The organism is Pseudocolwellia antarctica, assembly GCF_049933045.1.
Classification (GTDB): domain Bacteria; phylum Pseudomonadota; class Gammaproteobacteria; order Enterobacterales; family Alteromonadaceae; genus Pseudocolwellia.
Genome location: NZ_CP187926.1, coordinates 4,269,678 through 4,294,085 on the forward strand (window position 1 = coordinate 4,269,678; position 24,408 = coordinate 4,294,085).

The window sequence follows — 24,408 nt, forward strand, 5'->3', positions numbered from 1 at the left end:
CTCGTTAATCTAATTTTATTGAGAGAAAAGTAATATTTGATAAGCAACGAAAATACCGAGTAATAGCAAACCTTTTGGCCTAGTTATCCTGAAGCTACCGCGATTTCTACTGAAACAAAGAACAAATAGTAATAGCGTTATGCCCAACATAATCGGAGCATCTCGTGTTGCTGCGTGAGCATCAATATCACCTGGAGCGATAAGCCCGGTAAGTGATAAAACAGCTAAAATATTAAATATGTTTGAACCAATAATATTACCTAAGGCTAAATCATCCTCTTTTTTAAGGATACTAGCAATGCTTGCCGCAAGTTCAGGTAGGCTTGTACCAATAGCTACGATTGTTAAACCAATAACTAGGTCACTAATTCCAAAGGATTTAGCAATAAATTCAGCGGAATCAATTAAATAAGAAGCACTCACAGGTAGTAATATCATACCTATAACTAACCAAACGACAGACATTCCTGTACTTACAGGGTCTGGAACATCACTCTCTGCGCCTAAAATCATAGGATCATCAACTGGAGCTGTTTTAGATCTTCTTAAGGTGATAACAAGTAAGGTAATGATGTAAGCAAAAAAACCTACAATGAGAATCAAACCTTCGATAAAGCTGAAGTTATAATCAGCTAACATCCAATAAGCTAAAGCAGTAACTGCTAAGATAAGTGGGATTTCACGTTTAATCGTACTTGAAGAAACCGTGAGAGGCTGCATAAAAGCTGTAATGCCTAAAACGAGAGCAATGTTGGTAATGTTTGATCCAATGGCGTTACCAATCGCGGTATTTGGATTACCTTGAAGAGACGCAGTTGCCGCAACCATCATTTCAGGAGCAGAAGATCCCATAGCAACAATAGTTAAACCAATTATCATTGGAGAAATACCTAAATTTCTCGCAAGCGAAGAAGCTCCAAATACGAATTTATCAGCACTCCAAACGAGCACCACTAGAGCGACCAATAAAATTAAAACTTGTATAAACATTAACGACTCCCATCAGTTGTGTAAATTGTCGCTGGTTGAGGAGGAAATAAAAAGAAATTTTATCGAATCAGCGATAAAAATTCCAATAATGCTTAATGATTAGCCAATTTTTTAAGCAAATGTGAGATAATGTATTTTTAACAAAAGTAGGTTGCACAGAAATACTCTGTAATAGTCTTACAATTATTTACACTTCAACGAGCTTTTAAACCTGTGATAAACATATTTAATCATTAATTTCTAATGAAGTATTTATTGCGCTGGGTTAGAATTCTAATGTATTTAAACTAATTAACTGTGATGCCCATTAATAATATGTCAGATAATCTTGTTGATATTAAAAACATGTCGTTTAGACGCGATGAACGTGTCATCTATGATGATATTAGTTTATCCATTCCTAAAGGCAAAGTAACGGCCATTATGGGCCCAAGTGGTATAGGTAAAACAACGTTACTCAGATTGATTGGCGGACAACTAAAACCGCAGTCAGGTAGTATCATGTTTAAAGGTCAGGATATTCCTAAAATTTCCAGAAATGACCTTTACGAATTACGTAAAAGTATGAGTATGCTTTTCCAAAGTGGTGCCTTATTTACCGATATGTCTGTATATGACAACATTGCTTTCCCAATTCGTGAACACACTAACTTATCAGAACACCTCATTGAAAAAATAGTACTAATGAAATTAGAAGCTGTTGGTTTACGTGGTGCTCGTCATCTTAATCCTAATGAATTATCAGGAGGTATGGCAAGAAGAGCTGCTTTAGCACGCGCCATTGCATTAGATCCTGAATTAATACTGTTTGACGAACCTTTTGCGGGGCAAGATCCTATCTCGATGGGCGTTATTGTAAGGCTTATTCGTGCTTTAAACGATGCCCTAGGCTTAACGTCTGTAGTAGTTTCTCATGATGTACCAGAAGTCATGAGCATTGCTGACTATATTTACATCATTGCAGAACAAAAAATTATAGGTCAAGGAACACCTGAAGAAATTTCAGCGCAAACATCTCCTCTTGTTCAACAATTTATCAAAGGTGAGTCTGATGGTCCTGTACCATTTCATTATGCTGCGCCTCCTTATCGTGATGAATTAATTGGCAAGGAGCTGTAAACATGAATATATTTCAATTACTTGGCCGTAAGGTTATCAATCGATTAATTGGTCTTGGTAAAGCAATTATTTTGCTTTGTTCAGCTTTGGTTCATATTCCTAATGTTAAAAAGGGTACACCATTACTTATTAATCAACTTTATGCGGTTGGTGTTTTATCCTTAGTTATTGTTATGGTTTCTGGATTATTCATTGGTATGGTGTTGGCCTTACAAGGTTACACAATACTTGTTGGATATGGTGCAGAAGCAAGCTTAGGACCTATGGTTGCTTTATCTTTATTAAGAGAATTAGGCCCTGTAGTTGCAGCGCTTTTATTCGCAGGTAGAGCAGGCTCTGCATTAACAGCAGAAATAGGTTTAATGAAAGCAACAGAACAGCTTTCAAGCTTAGAAATGATGGCTATAGATCCTTTAAGAAGAGTTATAGCGCCAAGATTTTGGGCGGGTTTTATTAGTTTACCTTTATTAGCTGCTATATTTTCAGCTGTCGGTATTCTAGGTGCCCATCTTGTTGGTGTTGATTGGCTTGGTGTTGATGGCGGAACTTTTTGGTCTGTTATGCAATCACAAGTAGATTTCAGTAAAGATATAATGAATGGCATCATAAAAAGTTTATGTTTTGCTTTTGTTGTAACTTGGATAGCTGTTTATAAAGGGTATGAATGTATACCTACGTCAGAAGGTATAGCTAAAGCAACAACAGAAACTGTTGTTCAGTCGTCGTTATTAGTTTTAGCGTTAGACTTTGTATTAACCGCATTGATGTTTACTAATTAGTAAACATAACGAATTTACATTTTTATTATTGGTTGGTGAAAGACATGTTGTCTAAAAAAATTGAAGTAATGGTTGGACTATTTGCAGCTCTAGGTATCGCAGCTTTATTAATGTTGTCATTAAAGGTTGCGAATAGCGGACTTTCAGGTAGCGGAGAAACTTACCAACTTTATGCTAAGTTTGACAATATTGGTGGCTTAAAAGTACGTTCACCAATAAAAGTCGGCGGAGTTCTTGTTGGTAGAGTAAGTAATATTGCATTAGATGCGGAAGATTATACGCCTGTAGTAACACTAGATTTAGACGCACAATACAATAAATTTTCTGAAGCGACTTCAGTGTCAATTTTAACGGCAGGTTTATTGGGTGAACAATACATAGGTTTATTACCAGGATTTATTGATGAATCAGTAGCAACATTAGCACCAGGCGATTTTATTGAAGATACCAAGCCTGCGTTAGTGTTAGAAGAGCTTATAGGGCAGTTTTTATTCGGCCAAGGAAGCGACGATTAACTCGAAAGAGTAAGAGTAGGTTTATTATGATTAAGAAATTTTTAACAGTATTACCATTATTTATCGCGACATCAGCTATAGCTAATGATGTAAACATATCTGCTGCAAAATCGGTAAGCATTTATAATCAACCTGAAGCAAGTGAACGTGTTGATAAGAAGAACCCGTATTTGATGATCAGAAAAGTAGCTGAAAAAACATTTAAGCGCTTTGCTAATGAGCAGTCTGCAATTCAAGTAAAACCTAACTTACTTAAAGACATAGTGAATGAAGAATTGATGCCGTATATTGATTATAAATATTCAGCATATAAAGTTATTGGCGCTAAAAACTTTAAAAATACAACAGAGAAAGAACGTAAAGCTTTTGTACCTGTTTTTAGAGATTACTTAATTACTTCTTACGCACAAGTATTTACCTTATACAAACAACAAGAAGTGACATTTGAGCCAGCTAAAACATTAAAAAATGAAAAGATTGTGTCTGTGAATACTGCGGTACTTGAACCAGGTCGCGAGCCTATTAATATTTCATTTAGAGTACGTAAAAACAAAAAAACGAACGAATGGAGAGCTTACGATATGGTTGCTGAGGGTGTAAGTTTACTTGATAGTAAGCAAGCCGAATTAGCGAGTATTATTCGTCAGAAAGGTTTACCTCACGTGACTGAAATGCTGATAGAAAAAAGCAGCAAAGATATCGTTTTTAAAGACGGAATTAATTAATGACAAGTGTAGATTGGACTTATGAAAATGACATAGCCGTTTTTCAAGGTGAGCTTTCAATTTTTACTATTGATGTTGCTTTCGAGAAGAAAACATTGCATGCATTTCATAATAAAAATGTTGTTATAGATTTAGCGGGTATCAATAAAATTGATACCGCAGGTCTTGCTTGGCTTTTATGCCTAGTAGAAGCCGCAAATAAAACAAAGTCAGAAATAAGTTTTCACAATATCCCGCAAGATTTGATAAAATTAGCAAAACTAAGCGCGGTTGATTTATTCCTTCCAACCAACATTTAATAAAAATGTAATTAACAGTAGTGTAATTACATACTTAAGGTAGTCCTGTGGAAAATTCAGATATAGAAAAATTAATAAACGATGCAGTTGAACTTGATGAACTTCATGTGAAATTTGACGGCTCTCAATGTAAAGTTATCGCAATTGCTGATTTTCTTGGTGAATTAAGCCGAGTTAAAAAACAACAAACAATTTATTCGCCTTTGTCAGAAGCAATTAAAGAAGGTGCTATACACGCAGTAACTATAAAAACATTTACCACGACCGAATGGCAGCGTGAAAAAATGTTTAATCTCCCTCTATAAATTTAATTTAAAAGAAGAATATATTGGACGCATTTAAAATAAACGGTGGTAATCCACTACGCGGCGAAGTAACAATTTCGGGTGCAAAGAATGCGGCATTACCTATTTTAATGTCAGCATTGTTATCTAAAACGCCTATCACTTTTCATAACGTTCCTAAACTGAACGATATCGAAACGACGATTAAATTACTTAATCAGTTAGGCGCTAAAGCTAAATGGGTTGATGATAACTCTATTCTAATTGATGCCAGTACGATTGATCACTGTAAAGCGTCGTATGAGCTAGTTAAAACCATGCGAGCATCAATATTGGTGTTAGGACCTTTACTGGCACGTTTTGGTCATGCTGAAGTTTCTCTTCCTGGTGGTTGTGCTATTGGTGCTCGACCTGTGAACCTTCATATTCATGGTTTAAAACTGATGGGAGCCGACATTAATGTAGAAAATGGTTACATTAATGCTAAAAATGAAGGGCAGCTTTCGGGCGCTACTATTTTTATGGATACCGTAAGTGTAACAGGTACTGAAAACTTGATGATGGCCGCAGCTTTAGCTGATGGAACAACTATTATTGAGAATGCAGCAAGAGAACCTGAAATTGTAGATTTAGCTGATTGCTTAAACTCTATGGGCGCAAAAGTTATGGGTGCTGGTACAGATACCTTAACGATTGAAGGTGTTCCTGAATTAAAAGGTTCGTCTTACTCTGTTATGCCTGACCGTATTGAAACAGGAACTTTTTTAGTTGCTGCAGCCGTCACGCAAGGTAAAGTTAAGTGTTTGAATACCGATCCTAAAGCATTAGATGCTGTTCTTAGTAAACTGCAAGAAGCGGGTGCTGAGATTGAAACAGGAGATGATTGGATTGAGCTGTCGATGAATAAAAGACCTACAGCCGTAAATATTCGTACTGCACCTCATCCTGCTTTCCCTACAGACATGCAAGCACAGTTTGTTACGCTAAATGCAATTGCTGAAGGTACTGCTACAACAACCGAAACTATTTTTGAAAATCGTTTTATGCACGTTCCTGAGTTACAAAGAATGGGCGCAAACATTTCATTAGAAGGTAACACAGCGATAAGTTGTGGAGTTGATACTTTAACGGGAGCGCAAGTTATGGCTACTGATTTAAGAGCTTCTGCGAGTTTGGTTATTGCGGGTTTAGTGGCGACTACTGAGACACAAGTAGACAGAATTTATCACATTGATCGTGGTTACCAGCAAATAGAAGATAAATTAACAAAGCTAGGTGCTGACATAAAACGTATAAGTGTTTAATAGCTTTAGCTAATAACGTTTACTCGCTGCTAAGAGTAAACGTGTTAGCGGATTTAAATGAAGGATCGTTAATTACGGATCCTTAATAAGCAGTTCTTAATAAAGGATAATGAGTTTTTAAACTCTTATCCTTTTTTTATATCAACAGCCCCTAATTAAATGTATCAACTTTCTCTTCAATCAATACAGATATATCCATCAATTTCTTCTTACGAGATACATTAAACACTAATGAAGTTCCAGGGATAGTTTCAGCAACAAGATCAAGCGCCTGAGCAACTGATGTTATTGCTGTATCAGCTATTTTTAAAATGGTATCACCTGGTAGAAGACCCGATTTTTGAGCAGGGCTGTTAGTATCTATTGCTGCAATCGTTATACCTTTTTCACCCGCTTTGGTTGAGTTTGTAGAAACACCTAACCAACCGCGCGTTACTCTTCCTGTTGCAATGATCTTCTGCATAACTTTATGAGCAAGTTTATAAGGTACGGCAAAGAAGATACCTTGAATGTTATGCTTTTCATCAATAAATTTACGTGAGTTAATACCCACTAACTCGCCATTAGTGTTAATTAATGCACCACCAGAGTTACCATCATTAATGGCAGCATCCATTTGTAAGAACTCTAAATAACTCGTAATACTTAAACCTCCGCCATTACGCCCAGTAGCACTTATAATGCCTTGTGTAATGGTTTGCCCTAAATTAAGAGGGTTACCTATCGCTAATACAACATCACCTGCACGAGAGATCAACCCTTCACGCTGAGGAATCACAGGTAGATTAATCGCATTCACTTTCAATACAGCTAAATCGGTATAGATATCAAAGCCGATTAACTCAGCAGAAAGAGATTGACCTGTTTGAAGTAATACAATGATTGAATTAGCATTTTGAACAACATGATAGTTAGTTAAAATATAACCCGCGCTATCCATTATAACGCCAGATCCTAAGCTAATGCTGCTTGATGCTTTTCTGCCATATCCTTGAGATGTTTGAATTTCTTCAGAATAAATATTAACAACTGATGGTCCTGCACTTTGAACGGCTTTGGCATAAGACAAAGGTTGAACTACCGGTTCCGGGGGATTAAAAAATTCGATACCTGAAAAGCTACTGTCTCTTAAATGTGGGAATAGTAAAATCAAGGCAATAGCTATAACGACTCCATAAAAAGCAGAGTGGATAATATATTTTAAAGATGAGATAAATTTCAATGGATTATAGTCTAATTAGGCTTTGCTAAATCGTACCATAAAATATGCTCGACAATAAATAAATGAAGTAATGTATGGTGCTTAAAGTACTATATTTTGATGGTCTGTAGCTAACATTCTAAAGGTTGCTTTAAAATAGTTATCATTTTTTGATCATCGATGATGGATATTTGATACAAGATTTTATGATTATTATTTTCTGGGGGATGGATTTTATGCTTACTGATAAATTCCACAAGAAATTTTACAGCCTCCTGTTCGGCAACTATTAACACATTTTTAGACTCTTTCATTACTGTTACAGCCAAGCTATCTAAGAGATTATCGGTAAATATCTTTACAGGTATGCCATTCAGTTTCGCTAAAGGGTTAGCCGTTTCCATCGCACTACGCTCAGTTGTACTATATACACGTTCTATATTCGAATAGCTTAATAAAGTAGATAATTGATGAGCTCTTAAGCGTCCACATTGTGAAAGGGCAGGGTTAATGCTTTTATGCTCTGTTTCTGCTTGAGTGGTTAGAAATATATGGTGGGTATTAGCTGCGGCACATTGATAACTTAACATCAATAATAAGAATAGGTATTTCATCAATCTCTCTTATGTGCCGCTAACTATAATAAAACATTAAGGATAGTTAAACCTGAAGGATTAAGCTAATTTAGCTAAGAACATTTGCCAACTCTTTTGTTGGGTTATTAAGTGGTTTTTCAATTCTTTATATTGTGAAAATAGATCTGAGTCTTCAACATTCTTAATCATGTTATTTCTTTTAGCGGTAAGAATATTTTTTCTAACATCGTAAAACGCATTTATTTTTAAAATTAAAGCATCGTATTCAGTTTGTAAAGCTTCAAGTAACTGATCACCATTTGGATGATGCTTAAGCTTACGTTGGCTTTTTTGTAAAACCATTTTTATACGTGCTTTCTCAATTTTTTCCTGAGGTGTTTTTCTCAAGTTAGATGTTAACCCTAAATACTCACCTGACTTTATTAACCACTTTGTAGGATCGAAGTCCCACCATCGAATACCATTTCTATAATCATTTTCGAAAATGTGATGATAATTATGGTAACCCTCACCAAAGGTAAAGAATGCTAAAAAGCCATTATCACGCGCAGTATTTTTATCAGTGTAAGTTTGCTTACCCCAAATATGAGCTAATGAATTAATAAAAAATGTAGTGTGATGATTTAAAACTAAACGTAGAAAGCCAACAAGTAAAATAGCATTCAAAATATCGCCGTTAATAACACCGAATAGAATAGGGATACCAAAATTAGTAAGGAGAGACAGTAATAAATAATTTTTGTGTTGCCACATTACAATTTTATCTTTCTGTAAATCTCTAACATTAGAATAATCAGCGTAAGTTTCAGGATTATAGCGTCTTATCATCCAGCCAATATGAGAATACCAAAACCCTTTCTTAGCTGAATAAGGATCCACATCGTTATTATCTACATGTTTATGATGAACACGGTGATCAGAAGACCAATGCAAAATACTATTTTGTAGAGCAAAAGCACCACCAATAGCGAAAATAAGACGGAAGCTCCAATGCGCTTGATAAGTTCTGTGAGACCATAATCTATGATATCCAGCGGTAATCGACATTCCACAATAAATAAAGCATAGAATAGTGAATATAATTTCTGCAGAATCAAAGCCATGTGTAATAGCTCTGTAAGGCACTGCTATTGCAGCAACTAAAAAAGTAATGATGAAAACGAAAACATTTAACCAAATTATTGGTGGTTTATTCATGGATTTTTCCAAGCTATAGTAATAAAGATTCAGCGTACGCGTGTACACTATTTTTATTCATCACTGTACATACGTCAAGTGGAATATGTATATTAGACACAGTTAATAGTATTATAATTGCAATTCTCTATATATTTAGGTTATTTATCAATGAGTGGTATTCGCGCCCAGCAAAAAGAAAAAACTCGTCGCCAGTTAATTGATGCTGCATTAGGTCAGTTAAGTAGTGACAAAAGCTTTTCTAGTTTAAGTTTAAGAGAAGTCGCTAAAGAAGCGGGCTTAGCACCCACTTCTTTTTATCGTCATTTCTCTGATATGGATGAATTGGGACTTACTTTGGTAGATGAAGCTGGGCTAACGCTTAGGCAGTTAATGAGACAAGCACGCCAAAGAATAGAGAAAGGTGGTTCAGTTATTCAGATATCTGTAATTACTTTTATGGAGTTTATAGAGAACAATGGCAATATCTTTAGATTATTATTACGAGAACGTTCAGGAACTTCACCTGCATTTAGAGCAGCAGTAAATCGAGAAATACGTTATTTCACTATGGAGTTATGTGATTATTTGCAACAAGTGAATAAGTTAGATGCTGAAGTTGCTTATTTACAAGCTAATGCTGCCGTGACTATTGTATTCAGTGCAGGATCCGATGCTTTAGATATAGATGCGAAAGACTATCAACAGCTAGCTAATCGAACTATTCAGCAGCTACGCTTTATTGCTAAAGGCGCTACTGAATTTAATGGTCGAACAGAATTGTTAAAAGTTAATATTAAAGTTTAGTTAAAATTACACCTGTTTCAACATGATGGGTATAAGGAAATTGATCAAATAAAGCGAACTGTTCAATTTTATGCGTTTTAACTAAGTGAGATAGATTTTCATGTAACGTATGTGGATTACACGAAATATAGATAATCTTATTAAAGCGACTTACTAACTCAATACTATCTGGATCCAAACCTGCTCGAGGTGGATCGACCAATACCGTATCATAATTGTATGCGGTTAAATCAAAACCTTCTAAACGTCTGAACTTACGTTCATTATTCATTGCTTGGCTAAACTCTTCACTCGACATTCTAACAATATTAATATTATCTATATTGTTCTCTGCAATATTCACTTGAGCTGACTTAACTGATGACTTTGCAATCTCAGTACCTAATACACGGTCAAAGTTTTCTGCTAAGGCAATACTAAAATTACCATTACCACAATATAACTCTATTAAATCACCTGTAGAACCTAGCGTTGCTTCTTGAGCCCAAAGTAACATCTTCTCATTAACTGAGGGATTAGGTTGAGTAAAGCTATTTTCAACTTGATGATAAATGTAAGACTGATCTCCTACAGTTAACTTCTCCATCAAATAATCTTTATGTAAGATCACTTTTTGTTTTCTAGCTCTACCAATAATATTAATTTTCGCTATTGACGATAACCTTTCAATTAATTGCTCAGCTTCTACTTGCCACTCTTCACATAATTGTTTGTGATAAAGAAGACTAATTAAAACCTCACCACTCTTACTCGATAAGAAATCGACCTGGAATAAACGTTGTCTTAACAGCTCATTATCTTTAATTTCAATTAACAGTTGAGACATACATTGATTAATAAGTTCTGATGCAACAGGGAAGTATTCAACTTTATACTTCTCTTTAGTTTCACTATTAAACATTATGTAATAAAGATCGTCACCTTCGTGCCAGGTTCTAAATTCAGCTCTATACCGGTAATTGATAGGATCAGATTCAAAAACATCGAAGCTAGGTAAGTCATAGTTTGAAAATAACTGTGCAATGTCATTCTTTTTATCCTCTAGTTGCTGAGAATAATTACTGGGATTTATATGACTAAACATGACATACCTTAATACTGATTTTAAAATGAGGGCAGATTTTAGCGCGAGTAACTATTTTGTCTAGTGTTAAATGGTTAATCAGCGATATAGATGAATGAAGAGAAGAAGTGAAATTGAATCAATTAAATTTAAATAAGTATAATGAGGAAAATACTGAGAGAGGGTAATTCGCCTACACAAGGATTATGCAGGCGAAATAATCTTATTCTGTTTCGCCTTCAGCTTCTTTCTCTGGACGTTCTTTAGCTTCTCTAACTTTTAAAGTACGTTGTTGGAACTCTTGGTCATTTAAAGTTTCAACAGCTTTGTCAGTATCACTCGCTGACATTTCAACAAAACCAAAGCCACGTCTTTTACCCGTATGCTTATCTTTCATTAAACGAACCGAATGAACTTGGCCAACAGTAGAAAACAATTCTCTAACCGCAGCTTCGTTTGCTCTATAAGGAAGGTTTCCTACATAAAGTGTTTTAACATCATCTGAAGCAACACTCTCCGAAGAGCTGGTAGTACCTATTAAAGGACTTACTAAAGCAATAATGAAAATAGCGATAGCGACTGTTGTTTGGGTGGGTTCTATTAAACTAAAAATAAAGAACGCTAAACCTGAAAAAACTAATGCAGTAATTACTGTTGATACTTGAGGGGATTTCATAATGAATACCTAATTATTATTTTTTAAATTTATAAAATGCAATTCCATGTTACCCAGCTTTTTTTAATGTGCAACTATATAGTGGTATTTTTATTCAATTAAATGAAATACGTATATAAAAGACTTTCGTTATAAACAAAAACGGGGAGTTTATGTAAGAAAAACACCCAAAGTGTATATTAAAGGAGCAGACAACAAATAAATCAAAGAAAATACGAAATAAAGCTTGCTTGGAATCAAAAGATCGTTAGAATGCGCTCCACTTCTTAAGGGGAACCAAGAGAAGGTAAGTATAGGAAATACTTAGTTCACTTAATATGGAAAGCCAAGTGAGAGTTTTGAACTGTTTAGTTAAGCTTAACTGATTAATTAGACATGAGATAACTTAGAATTTGATTTGAAATTAAATCAAAAAGAATTCAAAAAGTTGTTGACATCAAAACTGAGTTGCGTAGAATGCGCATCTCGCTTCAGGCAAGGCCTGCAGCAACAAGAGCTTAACGAATGCGATTAACCTCTTTATTCTCAATGAGAATATTTCTTTAACAATTAGTTATCATGCAATTTGTGTGAACACTCACATTAAGATTGATTTTACATAGTCGGCCTTTTTACTTGGTATTTATATCAGTGTTTAGGAAGACGTAAAACAGCTTATGTTGAATGTCACACAAAAAAGTATGATTTGATATTTATATCAAATCATACGTTTTATGTAGTTATCTACTTATGTAGGTAACACGACAGAATTCATTGAGCAGTAACACATCGCTTGCGATGAGGTTACACAAACGATTTATAATTGAAGAGTTTGATCATGGCTCAGATTGAACGCTGGCGGCAGGCTTAACACATGCAAGTCGAGCGGTAACAGAGAATAGCTTGCTATTCTGCTGACGAGCGGCGGACGGGTGAGTAATGCTTGGGAATATGCCTTATGGTGGGGGACAACAGTTGGAAACGACTGCTAATACCGCATAACGTCTACGGACCAAAGGAGGGGATTCTTCGGAACCTTTCGCCATTTGATTAGCCCAAGTGAGATTAGCTAGTTGGTAAGGTAAAGGCTTACCAAGGCGACGATCTCTAGCTGGTTTGAGAGGATGATCAGCCACACTGGGACTGAGACACGGCCCAGACTCCTACGGGAGGCAGCAGTGGGGAATATTGCACAATGGGCGAAAGCCTGATGCAGCCATGCCGCGTGTGTGAAGAAGGCCTTCGGGTTGTAAAGCACTTTCAGCGAGGAGGAAAGGGTATAAGCTAATAACTTATATCTGTGACGTTACTCGCAGAAGAAGCACCGGCTAACTTCGTGCCAGCAGCCGCGGTAATACGAGGGGTGCAAGCGTTAATCGGAATTACTGGGCGTAAAGCGTGCGTAGGTGGTTTGTTAAGCAAGATGTGAAAGCCCCGGGCTCAACCTGGGAACTGCATTTTGAACTGGCAAACTAGAGTTTTGTAGAGGGTAGTGGAATTTCCAGTGTAGCGGTGAAATGCGTAGAGATTGGAAGGAACATCAGTGGCGAAGGCGGCTACCTGGACAGAGACTGACACTGAGGCACGAAAGCGTGGGGAGCAAACAGGATTAGATACCCTGGTAGTCCACGCCGTAAACGATGTCAACTAGCCGTCTGTAGACTTGATCTGTGGGTGGCGTAGCTAACGCGCTAAGTTGACCGCCTGGGGAGTACGGCCGCAAGGTTAAAACTCAAATGAATTGACGGGGGCCCGCACAAGCGGTGGAGCATGTGGTTTAATTCGATGCAACGCGAAGAACCTTACCATCCCTTGACATCCTACTAAGTTACTAGAGATAGTTTCGTGCCTTCGGGAAAGTAGTGACAGGTGCTGCATGGCTGTCGTCAGCTCGTGTTGTGAAATGTTGGGTTAAGTCCCGCAACGAGCGCAACCCCTATCCTTATTTGCTAGCGCGTAATGGCGAGAACTCTAAGGAGACTGCCGGTGATAAACCGGAGGAAGGTGGGGACGACGTCAAGTCATCATGGCCCTTACGGGATGGGCTACACACGTGCTACAATGGCAAGTACAGAGGGCAGCAATACCGCGAGGTGGAGCGAATCCCACAAAGCTTGTCGTAGTCCGGATTGGAGTCTGCAACTCGACTCCATGAAGTCGGAATCGCTAGTAATCGTAGATCAGAATGCTACGGTGAATACGTTCCCGGGCCTTGTACACACCGCCCGTCACACCATGGGAGTGGGTTGCAAAAGAAGTGGCTAGTTTAACCCTTCGGGGAGGACGGTCACCACTTTGTGATTCATGACTGGGGTGAAGTCGTAACAAGGTAACCCTAGGGGAACCTGGGGTTGGATCACCTCCTTATCTTGAAGTAAAACGTTTTAATGGAATTTACATGCAAATGTACTTTCTGAGTGTTCACACAAATTGCCTGATAACGAAATTGAAGAAGTGCACAGCTCTTATAGCAATATAAGGGGCTATAGCTCAGCTGGGAGAGCGCCTGCCTTGCACGCAGGAGGTCAGCAGTTCGATCCTGCTTAGCTCCACCACTTCTTCTTTAAAGAAAGAGACCAAATTTAACGTATCTCAACGTGTAAAATGAGATGGTTTAAATTTGGTTTTTTAAACCAAATTTTTCAGTCGAATGCGTACTGGAAATTGATTCTTTAACAATCTGGAAAGCTGATATAAATACCGGTATTTATATAGCACTCAACGGTGTCGCGCTGTTGTTTGTACGTTATAAATACCAAGCTGTTGTTACTTCTTTTATCGGGAAGTAATAATGGTGATTATGTTTCCTCCTCGGAAATGTAATCAACCCGATAAAACCGTAAGGTTTTATCAACTCTTATTCAAGACACACTTTGTGTGCGTGAAAATGTCAGACTTTACAATTGGGAAGGTTTTGTCACCTTCTTGTACTGAATATCTTTCGAGACTATTTAGGGTTGTATGGTTAAGTGACTAAGCGTATGTGGTGGATGCCTTGGCAGTTAGAGGCGATGAAGGACGTGTTAATCTGCGAAAAGCTCAGATAAGGTGATAAAAACCGTTATAGTCTGAGATGTCCGAATGGGGAAACCCACCCGTCGTAAGGCGGGTATCGTTAAGTGAATACATAGCTTAACGAGGCGAACCGGGAGAACTGAAACATCTAAGTACCCCGAGGAAAAGAAATCAACCGAGATTTCGTTAGTAGCGGCGAGCGAACGCGAATTAGCCCTTAAGTGGTTTGTAAGTTAGTGGAATCTACTGGAAAGTAGAGCGATACAGGGTGATAGCCCCGTACACGAAAATAAACTTACCATGAAATCGAGTAGGTCGGCACACGTGAAACGTTGACTGAACATGGGGGGACCATCCTCCAAGGCTAAATACTCCTAACTGACCGATAGTGAACCAGTACCGTGAGGGAAAGGCGAAAAGAACCCCTGTGAGGGGAGTGAAATAGAACCTGAAACCGCATACGTACAAGCAGTGAGAGCTAGATTTAGTCTAGTGATTGCGTACCTTTTGTATAATGGGTCAGCGACTTATATTTTGTAGCAAGGTTAACCGAATAGGGGAGCCGTAGCGAAAGCGAGTGTTAACTGCGCGTTTAGTTGCAAGGTATAGACCCGAAACCCGGCGATCTACCCATGGGCAGGTTGAAGGTTGAGTAACATCAACTGGAGGACCGAACACACGTATGTTGAAAAATGCGGTGATGACTTGTGGGTCGGAGTGAAAGGCTAATCAAGCCGGGAGATAGCTGGTTCTCCCCGAAATCTATTTAGGTAGAGCCTCGCACGAACACCATTGGGGGTAGAGCACTGTTAAGGCTAGGGGGTCATCCCGACTTACCAACCCTTTGCAAACTCCGAATACCAATGAGTGATATGCGGGAGACACACTACGGGTGCTAACGTCCGTTGTGAAGAGGGAAACAACCCAGACCGCCAGCTAAGGTCCCAAAGTACTAGTTAAGTGGGAAACGATGTGGAAAGGCATAGACAGCTAGGAGGTTGGCTTAGAAGCAGCCATCCTTTAAAGAAAGCGTAATAGCTCACTAGTCGAGTCGGTCTGCGCGGAAGATGTAACGGGGCTAAACTAGTCACCGAAGCTGCGGATTTGAACTTAGGTTCAAGTGGTAGGGGAGCGTTCTGTAAGCCGTTGAAGGTGTGTTGTAAAGCATGCTGGAGGTATCAGAAGTGCGAATGCTGACATGAGTAACGATAAGGGGAGTGAAAAACTCCCCCGCCGAAAGACCAAGGTTTCCTGTCCCATGTTAATCAGGGCAGGGTAAGTCGGCCCCTAAGGCGAGGCGGAAACGCGTAGTCGATGGGAAACAGATTAATATTTCTGTACTTCTATATATTGCGAAGGAGGGACGGAGTAGGCTAAACAAGCACGGCGTTGGTAGTCCGTGTGAAAGTAAGTAGGTGGTTGTCTTAGGTAAATCCGGGACTTCATTTAAACACTGAGATACGAGACGAGACTCTACGGAGTTGAAGTTGTTGATGCCATGCTTCCAGGAAAAGCTTCTAAGCTTCAGATATATAGGAACCGTACCCCAAACCGACACAGGTGGTTAGGTAGAGAATACTAAGGCGCTTGAGAGAACTCGGGTGAAGGAACTAGGCAAAATAGTACCGTAACTTCGGGAGAAGGTACGCTCTCTCGTGTGAAACCCTTGCGGTGTAAGCACAGGAGAGTCGAAGTAACCAGGTGGCTGGAACTGTTTATTAAAAACACAGCACTGTGCAAAATCGAAAGATGACGTATACGGTGTGACGCCTGCCCGGTGCCGGAAGGTTAATTGATTCGGTTAGTCCTCGGACGAAGCTGATGATCGAAGCCCCGGTAAACGGCGGCCGTAACTATAACGGTCCTAAGGTAGCGAAATTCCTTGTCGGGTAAGTTCCGACCTGCACGAATGGCGTAATCATGGCCACACTGTCTCCACCCGAGACTCAGTGAAATTGAAATTGCGGTTAAGATGCCGTATACCCGCGGCTAGACGGAAAGACCCCGTGAACCTTTACTATAGCTTGACAGTGAACATTGCTCCTACATGTGTAGGATAGGTGGGAGGCTTTGAAGATGTGTCGCCAGATACATTGGAGCCAACCTTGAAATACCACCCTTGTATGCGTGATGTTCTAACCTAGGGCCCTAATCGGGCTTGGGGACACTGTCTGGTGGGTAGTTTGACTGGGGCGGTCTCCTCCCAAAGAGTAACGGAGGAGCACGAAGGTTGGCTAAGTATGGTCGGACATCATACGGTTAGTGCAATGGCATAAGCCAGCTTAACTGCGAGACAGACACGTCGAGCAGGTACGAAAGTAGGTCATAGTGATCCGGTGGTTCTGTATGGAAGGGCCATCGCTCAACGGATAAAAGGTACTCCGGGGATAACAGGCTGATACCGCCCAAGAGTTCATATCGACGGCGGTGTTTGGCACCTCGATGTCGGCTCATCACATCCTGGGGCTGAAGTCGGTCCCAAGGGTATGGCTGTTCGCCATTTAAAGTGGTACGCGAGCTGGGTTTAGAACGTCGTGAGACAGTTCGGTCCCTATCTGCCGTGGGCGTTTGAGAATTGAAGAGGGCTGCTCCTAGTACGAGAGGACCGGAGTGGACGAACCGCTGGTGTTCGGGTTGTTATGCCAATAGCATTGCCCGGTAGCTACGTTCGGAACTGATAACCGCTGAAAGCATCTAAGCGGGAAACAGGCTTTGAGATGAGTTCTCACTGGAGCTTTAAGCTCCCTAAAGGGTCGTTGGAGACTACAACGTTGATAGGTCAGGTGTGTAAGGACTGCGAGGTCTTGAGCTAACTGATACTAATTGCCCGTGAGGCTTAACCATACAACACCTAAATAGTTTTGGCTATGAAGTGAATTGTATGAAGTTTGACAAAATTACCGAGAGGTAGGTGTAGGAATACACCATCGCGTATATAAAATGTGCGAATAAGAGATTAAAATGTATTTATATTGAACATTGTATAGGACGTCCATCGCTCCTGCCATCCATGGCATTGCGATATTAGTACATCCTGTACGTCAGCTTTCTAAGATTTTAAATCTTGTTATTAATTTAACAAGTACAGTTTTTGTCTAGCGACAATAGCGACATGGCCCCACCTGATCCCATTCCGAACTCAGAAGTGAAACGTGTTAGCGCCGATGGTAGTGTGGGAGTTCCCATGTGAGAGTAGGACATTGCTAGGCTTCTATTTCAAAGAAAAGGCTATCCTAACGGATAGCCTTTTTTTGTGGGTAAAATAAAGTGGACCTAATGACTTGGTTGGTCATAAGTGATTATTGTTCTTCATGTATACATAAGCATATTCGTGTGCGTTAACAGGTCGCCGCTCCTGCACATCTCGACAACTGCTCCTTCATTACTCTAATTACATACATCTAAGATTATTCTTTATGCAGGGACAGTACATAATTACTGAACAATAGATGTTCATCGTTATCTTAATCACCGATTATAATGATGCCTAGGCTTTTTTTGTCAATAAAAGAAAGTTAACATTACTTTAGTAGTTAACTTATTTATTTTATTGAGTATTCAATGTCCTGGAAAACAACGTTAAGTTGGGAAGATGCTAAGAAGAAAGCCTATATTTTAAATCAGATAAGACAGTTTTTTTATGATCTTGATGTTATTGAGGTAGAAACTCCTCTTCTAGGTCGATCAACAGTGACAGATGTTCACCTTGAGGCTTTTAACACTCACTTCAATTATTTACCTGACAGTTCGATAAATAATGCAGATACATTGTATTTACAGACGTCACCTGAGTTTTGCATGAAGAGATTGTTAGCATCGGGTTATCAATCAATCTATCAAATTTCTAAAGCTTTCAGGCATGAAGCTAAAGGTCATATACATAACCCTGAGTTCACTATACTTGAATGGTATAGAATTGGATTTCAACAAGACGATCTCATCCTTGAGGTATCTGATTTAATTCAAGCCATTTTAAAATGTGATATGCCTAAAGTAATAACCTATCAAAATCTGTTTCTTGAACATCTCAATATTGATGCTTTAGATACATCAGTAGAAGAGTTAAAGGATGTTATTAGCAATCATAATAAGATGAGTGATTGGTTAAAAGATGAAAGCAGTATCGACACTCTTTTACAATTTATACTTTCAGAGTTGATAGAGCCTAATGTTGGGATTGATACACCTATATTTATTCGTGACTTTCCTATTAATCAAGCGTCGCTTGCGAAAATGAATATGAGTGATGAAAGGGTTGCCGATCGTTTCGAATGTTATTTCAAAGGTATTGAATTAGTAAATGGCTTTTGTGAGCTTACCGATGCAATAGTGCAAGTTGAGAGGTTCAATAAAGATAACCTGGAGAGAAAGCAACTTGGTCTTGAAGAAAAGGTAATAGATAGACGCTTTATTCAAGCATTAGAATCGGGTTTACCAAGTTGTTCAGGTGTTGCTTTAGGTATAGACCGATTATTAATGCTAGCGTTAAATAAACAGGATATTGAGGAGGTTATAACTTTTACTATAGATCGAGCTTAATAAAGTTATGTTATAACATATCATGTGTGATATTATCTCATTAATGAAGTTTTAATTTGGGTTTTGTGAAAATGTTAGATCGTATTGGTATTACAGCAACGAGTTTATGTGCATTACATTGCATATTATTACCCGTGTTATTACCAGCATTGCCTTTATTAGGTTTAAGTTTTTTAGCTGATCATCAATGGGAGCATTTTTTCCTTGTGGTTACCGCTGTTTTAGGAACTTTTGCGTTGTTTTCAGGTTTTAGAAAATACCACAGACGCATTTATCCTTTCTACTTACTATTCCTTGGCATAGCTATTTATTGGATAAAACATGACTTCTCTGAGGCTTTAGAACCCTATTTTATAATACTAGGTGCTTCTTTGATTGTTGCGGCGCATGTTATTAATTTAAAACTTTGCAATAATTGTAAACAATGCGCCGATGATGAGTGCCAGACTAGTTAAGATCTAAGTCTTTTAATTTCCGAGTTAATGTATTTCGTCCCCATCCTAATTTTTTAGATGCTTCTTGTTTATGCCCCTGTGTAAAATGAAGAGCACGTTCTAAAGCTATCTTTTCAAATTCAGGTAACGCAGTATCTAATATATTGCTGTTGCCTGCTTTTAACTGCTCATCTATCCATAAACTAAAAGCATGCTGCCAGCTGGCTACTGATGTACTTGATACATCTTTTTTATTCTTCAGCTCATTAGGTAAATCTTCAATTAAGATTTCTTGACCACTTGCCATTACTGTTAGAAAACGACATAAGTTCTCTAATTGTCTTACATTGCCAGGCCATTCACATTGCGTTAAAAACTTCTCGGCATCTTTGTGTAAAGATTTTGGATCTACGCTTAACTCGTTAGCCGCTTGCATTAAGAAGTGAGAAGCGAGTTGAGCTATATCTTCTTTTCTTTCACTCAAGCTTGGTAAGTGAATTCTTATAACGTTTAAACGATGAAATAAATCTTCACGGAACTCGTTTTTAGTTACTTGGTTTTCTAGATTTTGATGTGTTGCTGCTATGATTCTTACATCTACCTTGATTGGTGAATGACCACCTACGCGATAGAATTGCCCATCAGCTAAAACACGTAATAATCGTGTTTGAATATCAAGAGGCATATCACCAATTTCATCTAAAAATAAAGTACCATTATGGGCTTGTTCGAAACGACCTTGTCGAATCGAATTAGCTCCTGTAAAGGCACCTTTTTCATGACCAAATAATTCAGACTCAATTAAGTCTTTAGGAATTGCAGCCATGTTTAATGGTATAAATGGTCCGTTTTTTCTTGGGCTATGTGTATGTAATGCATGAGCAACAAGCTCTTTACCTGTACCTGATTCTCCGTTGATTAATACACTAATGCTTGATCTAGATAATCGACCTATAGCTCTAAAGACTTCTTGCATAGAAGGAGCTTCACCAATAATTCCAACACTAAGCGTTGATGAATCTTTGGGAGCATTTTTTGCATTTTGTTCACGAGCGTGAGTTAGCGCTCGCTTACTTAATGAGATAGCCTCATCAATATCGAATGGTTTAGGTAGATATTCAAATGCACCACCTTGATAAGCATTTACGGCACTATCAAGATCTGAATGCGCAGTCATAATAATTACAGGTATATTTGGATATTCTGAATTAATCTGACCTAGTAGCGTCATGCCATCTATATCAGGCATTTTTATATCAGATATTATAATTTCAGGTTGCGAATGTTCTAGTGCTGTAAGTAAGTCTCTTGCACTTTCAAATGAGGCAGCTGATATATTGGCTTTGTTGAATGCTTTTTCTAGTACCCAGCGTATCGAACTATCATCATCTACAATCCAAATCTGTTCTGTTGTCATTATATCTTGTCTCCGCAAATGGGTAATAATATTGTAAATTCAGTTTTACCGGGTTGGCTTGTACAGAGTAATTTTCCACGGTGCTGATGAATAAGAGTTTGGCAAATAGATAAACCAAGTCCTGTGCCGTTACTACGGCCTGAAACCATGGGATAAAATAGTGTGCCTTGAATATTTTCTGGTATGCCTGGTCCATCATCTATTATGCTAATTTGAACACCGAGCTTGACTCTTTTTCCGTTAATAATTTGGTTACTAGCAACTCGAGTTTTAAGTAAGATGGTGTTGTGACTTTCAATCGCTTGTATCGCATTGTTAACGATATTCAGAATAGCTTGTTGTATTTTGTCTTCATCAAACTTTATATCGGGTATTGAAGGGTCATAATCTCTGAAGAGCTTAATGCCTTTAGGGTTATTAAAGTTAACAAGCTGTATAACTTTCTCTAAAGCAACATGAATATTTTGTTTAGCTATTTTAGGTAATTGATTAGGCCCTAGAAGTCGGTCAACTAGATTTGTTAATCTATCAGCCTGCTCAATGATCATGGCTGTGTATTCTTTCTGCTCGCCATCTAAATCATTATCCAATAATTGAGCAGCACCACGTAAACCGCCTAAAGGGTTTTTGATTTCATGGGCTAAGCCACGAATTAAATCTCGACCTGATTCCCATTGTTGATGTTGGAAAGCTTCTGCGCTGATCTGTTTTTGGTGATCTATTTGTTTAAATTCGAGAAGAATATGTGGTTCATTATTAAATTCTATGGAGGATGCTGTTAGATCTATGGTTATTTGAGCTTGATCCATAAATTCGATCACCACATCACCGTCGTTAAATTCTTGCCCAGATGATAACAGTTGCGAGAAACGTTCTTTCTTAACTGATGTTTTTCTTATAATGTCTTCAATAGATTGGTCGTATAAACTGTTAAGGCTTTTTACTAAAATTGCTTCTGCGGCGGGATTTAGATATTTAATAACTAAATTTTTATTCAATAACATCATTGCCGTGATCATATGATTTGGCAAAACCTGTTGGAATTTTATTTTATTCTGTTTTATTTCAAAAATATTACTTAACATTATAACCAACTTTGACTGCACTGTTATGGTGCCGCACTGTCATCAGTTTGTCTTAATTGAAGCGATATTACTTCATATTGAAGCTAATTTGCTTTATTAACTGACATACGGTGCATATAAAAGGTAACTGATTTAGATGATGCAATAACCTTGCCTGTAGCGTTTAATAAAACTAATTTAATTTGGTGTTCACCACGTTCTATATCACGTAAAGCAAACATAGAGTGAGTTTGAGGGGCTTTATATGGAATGTCGTCTAAGATAAGTTGAATTGTTAGGCCTTGTTTAAATACTGGCTTTATTCTTCCTGAAACATGTACAGAGCCACTATTATCTCGAATAGTTGAGTTATTTGTAGGCCTGATAATATCAACTTCAAAATTATCAATAAGCTTTTTAGGTTTTATATCTAGAATTGATGTATCTATAGATGAAGATATATTTTGATTTTCGGTGTTTATTTCTATTTCTTCTGCACCTGGTTTAGGGCTATCTGAAAATACTAATACTCCTGATTCATCTCGCCATACGTACACTTTTGCTGAAGTCGCATATACCGGTATGAGTAATGACATTATTAATAATAAATAGATAAAAGATTTTAATATATACAATGAAAAAGTCCGTTCTTTAATTACTGTACTAATCTAGCAAATTATCAGATTTATGCCACAAAAAAAGCTCACCTAAGTGAGCTTTTTAATCAATTAGTGTAAAAAACTAATTAAACACTGTAATACATATCAAATTCAACAGGGTGAGTTGTCATGTTTAACAATTCAACTTCTTCACGCTTCAAGCCAATGTATGCATCAATCATGTCAGCATCCATAACGCCACCAGCAATTAAGAAATCTTTATCAGCTTCAAGAGCGTCTAAAGCTTCACCTAATGAAGTAGCAACTTGTGGAATTTGTGCTGCTTCTTCTGCAGGTAGGTCATAAAGATCTTTATCCATAGCATCACCAGGGTGGATCTTGTTTTTAATACCGTCAAGACCAGCCATTAATAATGCAGCAAAAGCTAAGTAAGGGTTAGCCGCTGGATCTGGGAAGCGAGCTTCAATACGTACAGCTTTTGGAGATGGAACAATTGGAATACGAATCGATGCACTACGGTTACGCGCAGAATAAGCAAGCATTACTGGAGCTTCAAAACCTGGTACAAGACGTTTGTACGAGTTAGTTGCTGGGTTAGTAAATGCATTAAGTGCTTTAGCATGTTTAATGATGCCACCAATGTAGTAGATAGCTAGTTCAGATAATCCGCCGTACTTATCGCCAGAGAATAAGTTAACACCGTCTTTAGCTAAAGATTGGTGAACGTGCATACCAGAACCGTTATCACCTACTAAAGGCTTAGGCATAAATGTAGCTGTTTTACCGTAAGCGTGAGCTACGTTATGAACAACATACTTATAAATTTGAACTTCATCTGCTTTTTTAACAAGAGTGTTAAAACGACAAGCGATTTCGTTTTGACCAGCTGTAGCAACTTCATGGTGATGTGCTTCAACAACTAAGCCCATATCTTCCATGATTAAACACATAGCTGAACGAATATCTTGTGATGAATCTACTGGAGATACTGGGAAGTAACCGCCTTTAACACCAGGACGATGTCCCATGTTGCCTTCTTCGTATTCAGTACCTGAGTTCCAAGCTGCTTCTTTATCATCAATTTTGTAGAATGAACCACTCATGTCAGTACTAAAGCGTACATCATCAAAAAGGAAGAATTCAGGCTCTGGACCAATTAACACTGTGTCAGCAATACCTGTAGAACGCATGTACTCTTCAGCGCGGTGAGCAACTGAACGAGGATCACGGCTATAACCTTGCATAGTTGCAGGTTCTAAAATGTCACAACGAATATTTAATGTTGGAGTTTCTGTGAATGGGTCAAGTACTGCAGATTCAGAATCTGGCATCATAACCATGTCTGATTCGTTAATGCCTTTCCAACCTTCGATAGATGAACCATCGAACATTTTACCGTCTTCAAAGAAATCAGCATCTACTTGATGATGAGGAATAGAAACGTGTTGTTCTTTACCTTTTGAATCGGTGAAGCGTAAATCAACAAATTTAACATCGTTTTCTTTAATTAAATCTAGAACTGCTTGTGACATCGATAGTCTCCAGTAATATAGTTTGTGAAATTTACAAATACCAAGTATTTGTTTTAGATAATTTAAAGCTAATATCGTGCCAGAAATAAGCTATTGAAATATAATGATTTATATATATATGCAGTATTTTGTCGCACTGTGTTGGTGCTATGTGTGTAACTAGTTGGTGCAACGCACCACTAATGTCCAAAGCAACGTATTAACATTATCATAACGTTATTACATATTCGAGAAATAGAAAATTATATTTAATGTTATTCGACTATATTTATGA

The 24,408-nt window shown here is 38.0% G+C and carries 20 protein-coding genes, 1 tRNA gene and 3 rRNA genes; 14 read left to right on the forward strand and 10 right to left on the reverse strand.

Features of this window, described 5'->3' with window-relative positions:
* Window positions 1-15: 15 nt before the first annotated feature.
* Window positions 16-990 carry a calcium/sodium antiporter gene (locus tag ACPUVN_RS18505; RefSeq protein WP_426358846.1) on the reverse strand — a complete coding sequence of 325 codons (975 nt, stop codon included), beginning with the start codon at window positions 988-990 and terminating at the stop codon, window positions 16-18.
* Between the two features lie 315 nt (window positions 991-1,305).
* Here ACPUVN_RS18505 and mlaF point away from each other — a divergent pair, with 315 nt between their 5' ends.
* Genes mlaF through murA form a run of 7 tightly spaced genes read left to right on the forward strand, consistent with a single transcriptional unit; the run spans window position 1,306 to window position 6,015 of the window.
* Entirely contained in the window at window positions 1,306-2,109 is an 804-nt protein-coding gene (gene mlaF, locus ACPUVN_RS18510; protein WP_426360515.1) for a phospholipid ABC transporter ATP-binding protein MlaF, read from the forward strand.
* Between the two features lie 2 nt (window positions 2,110-2,111).
* The gene (gene mlaE, locus ACPUVN_RS18515) at window positions 2,112-2,888 is read left to right on the forward strand and encodes a lipid asymmetry maintenance ABC transporter permease subunit MlaE (RefSeq protein WP_426358845.1); all 777 of its coding nucleotides are present in this window, start codon (window positions 2,112-2,114) and stop codon (window positions 2,886-2,888) included.
* A gap of 44 nt (window positions 2,889-2,932) precedes the next feature.
* A complete protein-coding gene (gene mlaD, locus ACPUVN_RS18520; protein ID WP_426358844.1) occupies window positions 2,933-3,403 on the forward strand; it encodes an outer membrane lipid asymmetry maintenance protein MlaD in 471 nt (156 codons plus the stop codon).
* 26 nt (window positions 3,404-3,429) lie between these two features.
* Window positions 3,430-4,128, forward strand: coding sequence for an ABC transporter substrate-binding protein (locus ACPUVN_RS18525; RefSeq protein ID WP_426358843.1), 699 nt, complete (start codon window positions 3,430-3,432; stop codon window positions 4,126-4,128).
* Window positions 4,128-4,427 carry an STAS domain-containing protein gene (locus ACPUVN_RS18530; protein ID WP_426358842.1) on the forward strand — a complete coding sequence of 100 codons (300 nt, stop codon included), beginning with the start codon at window positions 4,128-4,130 and terminating at the stop codon, window positions 4,425-4,427. The genes ACPUVN_RS18525 and ACPUVN_RS18530 overlap by 1 nt, the downstream gene beginning before the upstream one ends.
* Window positions 4,428-4,474: 47 nt before the next feature.
* The gene (locus ACPUVN_RS18535; RefSeq protein WP_426358841.1) at window positions 4,475-4,732 is read left to right on the forward strand and encodes a BolA family protein; all 258 of its coding nucleotides are present in this window, start codon (window positions 4,475-4,477) and stop codon (window positions 4,730-4,732) included.
* Between the two features lie 23 nt (window positions 4,733-4,755).
* A complete protein-coding gene (gene murA, locus ACPUVN_RS18540) occupies window positions 4,756-6,015 on the forward strand; it encodes a UDP-N-acetylglucosamine 1-carboxyvinyltransferase (protein WP_426358840.1) in 1,260 nt (419 codons plus the stop codon).
* A 151-nt stretch (window positions 6,016-6,166) separates the two neighbouring features.
* Here murA and ACPUVN_RS18545 read toward each other — a convergent pair whose 3' ends face one another.
* The 3 genes from ACPUVN_RS18545 to ACPUVN_RS18555 all read right to left on the reverse strand — a co-directional run bounded on the left by ACPUVN_RS18545 (window position 6,167) and on the right by ACPUVN_RS18555 (window position 9,009).
* Window positions 6,167-7,168, reverse strand: coding sequence for a trypsin-like peptidase domain-containing protein (locus ACPUVN_RS18545; protein ID WP_426358839.1), 1,002 nt, complete (start codon window positions 7,166-7,168; stop codon window positions 6,167-6,169).
* Between the two features lie 179 nt (window positions 7,169-7,347).
* Window positions 7,348-7,830 (reverse strand): histidine phosphatase family protein, encoded by a 483-nt coding sequence (locus ACPUVN_RS18550; RefSeq protein WP_426358838.1) that lies wholly within the window; start codon window positions 7,828-7,830, stop codon window positions 7,348-7,350.
* A 60-nt stretch (window positions 7,831-7,890) separates the two neighbouring features.
* Window positions 7,891-9,009, reverse strand: coding sequence for an acyl-CoA desaturase (locus ACPUVN_RS18555; protein WP_426369617.1), 1,119 nt, complete (start codon window positions 9,007-9,009; stop codon window positions 7,891-7,893).
* 150 nt (window positions 9,010-9,159) lie between these two features.
* Between ACPUVN_RS18555 and fabR the strand changes: the two genes are divergently transcribed.
* Window positions 9,160-9,795, forward strand: a complete 636-nt coding sequence (gene fabR / locus ACPUVN_RS18560) for an HTH-type transcriptional repressor FabR (RefSeq protein ID WP_426358836.1) — start codon at window positions 9,160-9,162, stop codon at window positions 9,793-9,795.
* On the opposite strand, the gene trmA is transcribed toward fabR, so the two are convergent.
* Window positions 9,785-10,879, reverse strand: a complete 1,095-nt coding sequence (gene trmA / locus ACPUVN_RS18565; RefSeq protein WP_426358835.1) for a tRNA (uridine(54)-C5)-methyltransferase TrmA — start codon at window positions 10,877-10,879, stop codon at window positions 9,785-9,787. The genes fabR and trmA overlap by 11 nt on opposite strands.
* Before the next feature lie 202 nt (window positions 10,880-11,081).
* Window positions 11,082-11,534, reverse strand: coding sequence for an RNA recognition motif domain-containing protein (locus tag ACPUVN_RS18570; RefSeq protein ID WP_426358834.1), 453 nt, complete (start codon window positions 11,532-11,534; stop codon window positions 11,082-11,084).
* A gap of 799 nt (window positions 11,535-12,333) precedes the next feature.
* Here ACPUVN_RS18570 and ACPUVN_RS18575 point away from each other — a divergent pair.
* The 6 genes from ACPUVN_RS18575 to ACPUVN_RS18600 all read left to right on the forward strand — a co-directional run bounded on the left by ACPUVN_RS18575 (window position 12,334) and on the right by ACPUVN_RS18600 (window position 19,522).
* Window positions 12,334-13,880 (forward strand): 16S ribosomal RNA (locus ACPUVN_RS18575).
* 112 nt (window positions 13,881-13,992) lie between these two features.
* A tRNA-Ala gene (locus ACPUVN_RS18580) sits at window positions 13,993-14,068 on the forward strand.
* A gap of 408 nt (window positions 14,069-14,476) precedes the next feature.
* Window positions 14,477-17,372: ribosomal RNA gene (locus ACPUVN_RS18585) — 23S ribosomal RNA — on the forward strand.
* Between the two features lie 250 nt (window positions 17,373-17,622).
* Window positions 17,623-17,737 (forward strand): 5S ribosomal RNA (rrf, locus tag ACPUVN_RS18590).
* The 16S, 23S and 5S rRNA genes sit together here with 1 tRNA gene alongside, the layout of an rRNA operon.
* Window positions 17,738-18,089: 352 nt before the next feature.
* Entirely contained in the window at window positions 18,090-19,067 is a 978-nt protein-coding gene (gene epmA, locus ACPUVN_RS18595; RefSeq protein WP_426369618.1) for an elongation factor P--(R)-beta-lysine ligase, read from the forward strand.
* 71 nt (window positions 19,068-19,138) lie between these two features.
* Window positions 19,139-19,522: a MerC domain-containing protein gene (locus ACPUVN_RS18600; RefSeq protein ID WP_426358832.1), complete on the forward strand. Its 384-nt coding sequence runs from the start codon at window positions 19,139-19,141 to the stop codon at window positions 19,520-19,522.
* Here the strand turns inward: ACPUVN_RS18600 and glnG are convergent.
* The 4 genes from glnG to glnA form a co-directional block, all read right to left on the reverse strand.
* Window positions 19,515-20,918 (reverse strand): nitrogen regulation protein NR(I), encoded by a 1,404-nt coding sequence (glnG, locus tag ACPUVN_RS18605; RefSeq protein WP_426358831.1) that lies wholly within the window; start codon window positions 20,916-20,918, stop codon window positions 19,515-19,517. The genes ACPUVN_RS18600 and glnG overlap by 8 nt on opposite strands.
* Window positions 20,918-22,003, reverse strand: a complete 1,086-nt coding sequence (gene glnL, locus ACPUVN_RS18610; RefSeq protein WP_426369619.1) for a nitrogen regulation protein NR(II) — start codon at window positions 22,001-22,003, stop codon at window positions 20,918-20,920. The genes glnG and glnL overlap by 1 nt, the downstream gene beginning before the upstream one ends.
* A gap of 83 nt (window positions 22,004-22,086) precedes the next feature.
* Window positions 22,087-22,578, reverse strand: coding sequence for a DUF4124 domain-containing protein (locus ACPUVN_RS18615; protein WP_426358829.1), 492 nt, complete (start codon window positions 22,576-22,578; stop codon window positions 22,087-22,089).
* 149 nt (window positions 22,579-22,727) lie between these two features.
* A complete protein-coding gene (glnA, locus tag ACPUVN_RS18620) occupies window positions 22,728-24,134 on the reverse strand; it encodes a glutamate--ammonia ligase (RefSeq protein WP_426358828.1) in 1,407 nt (468 codons plus the stop codon).
* Between the last annotated feature and the right edge of the window lie 274 nt (window positions 24,135-24,408).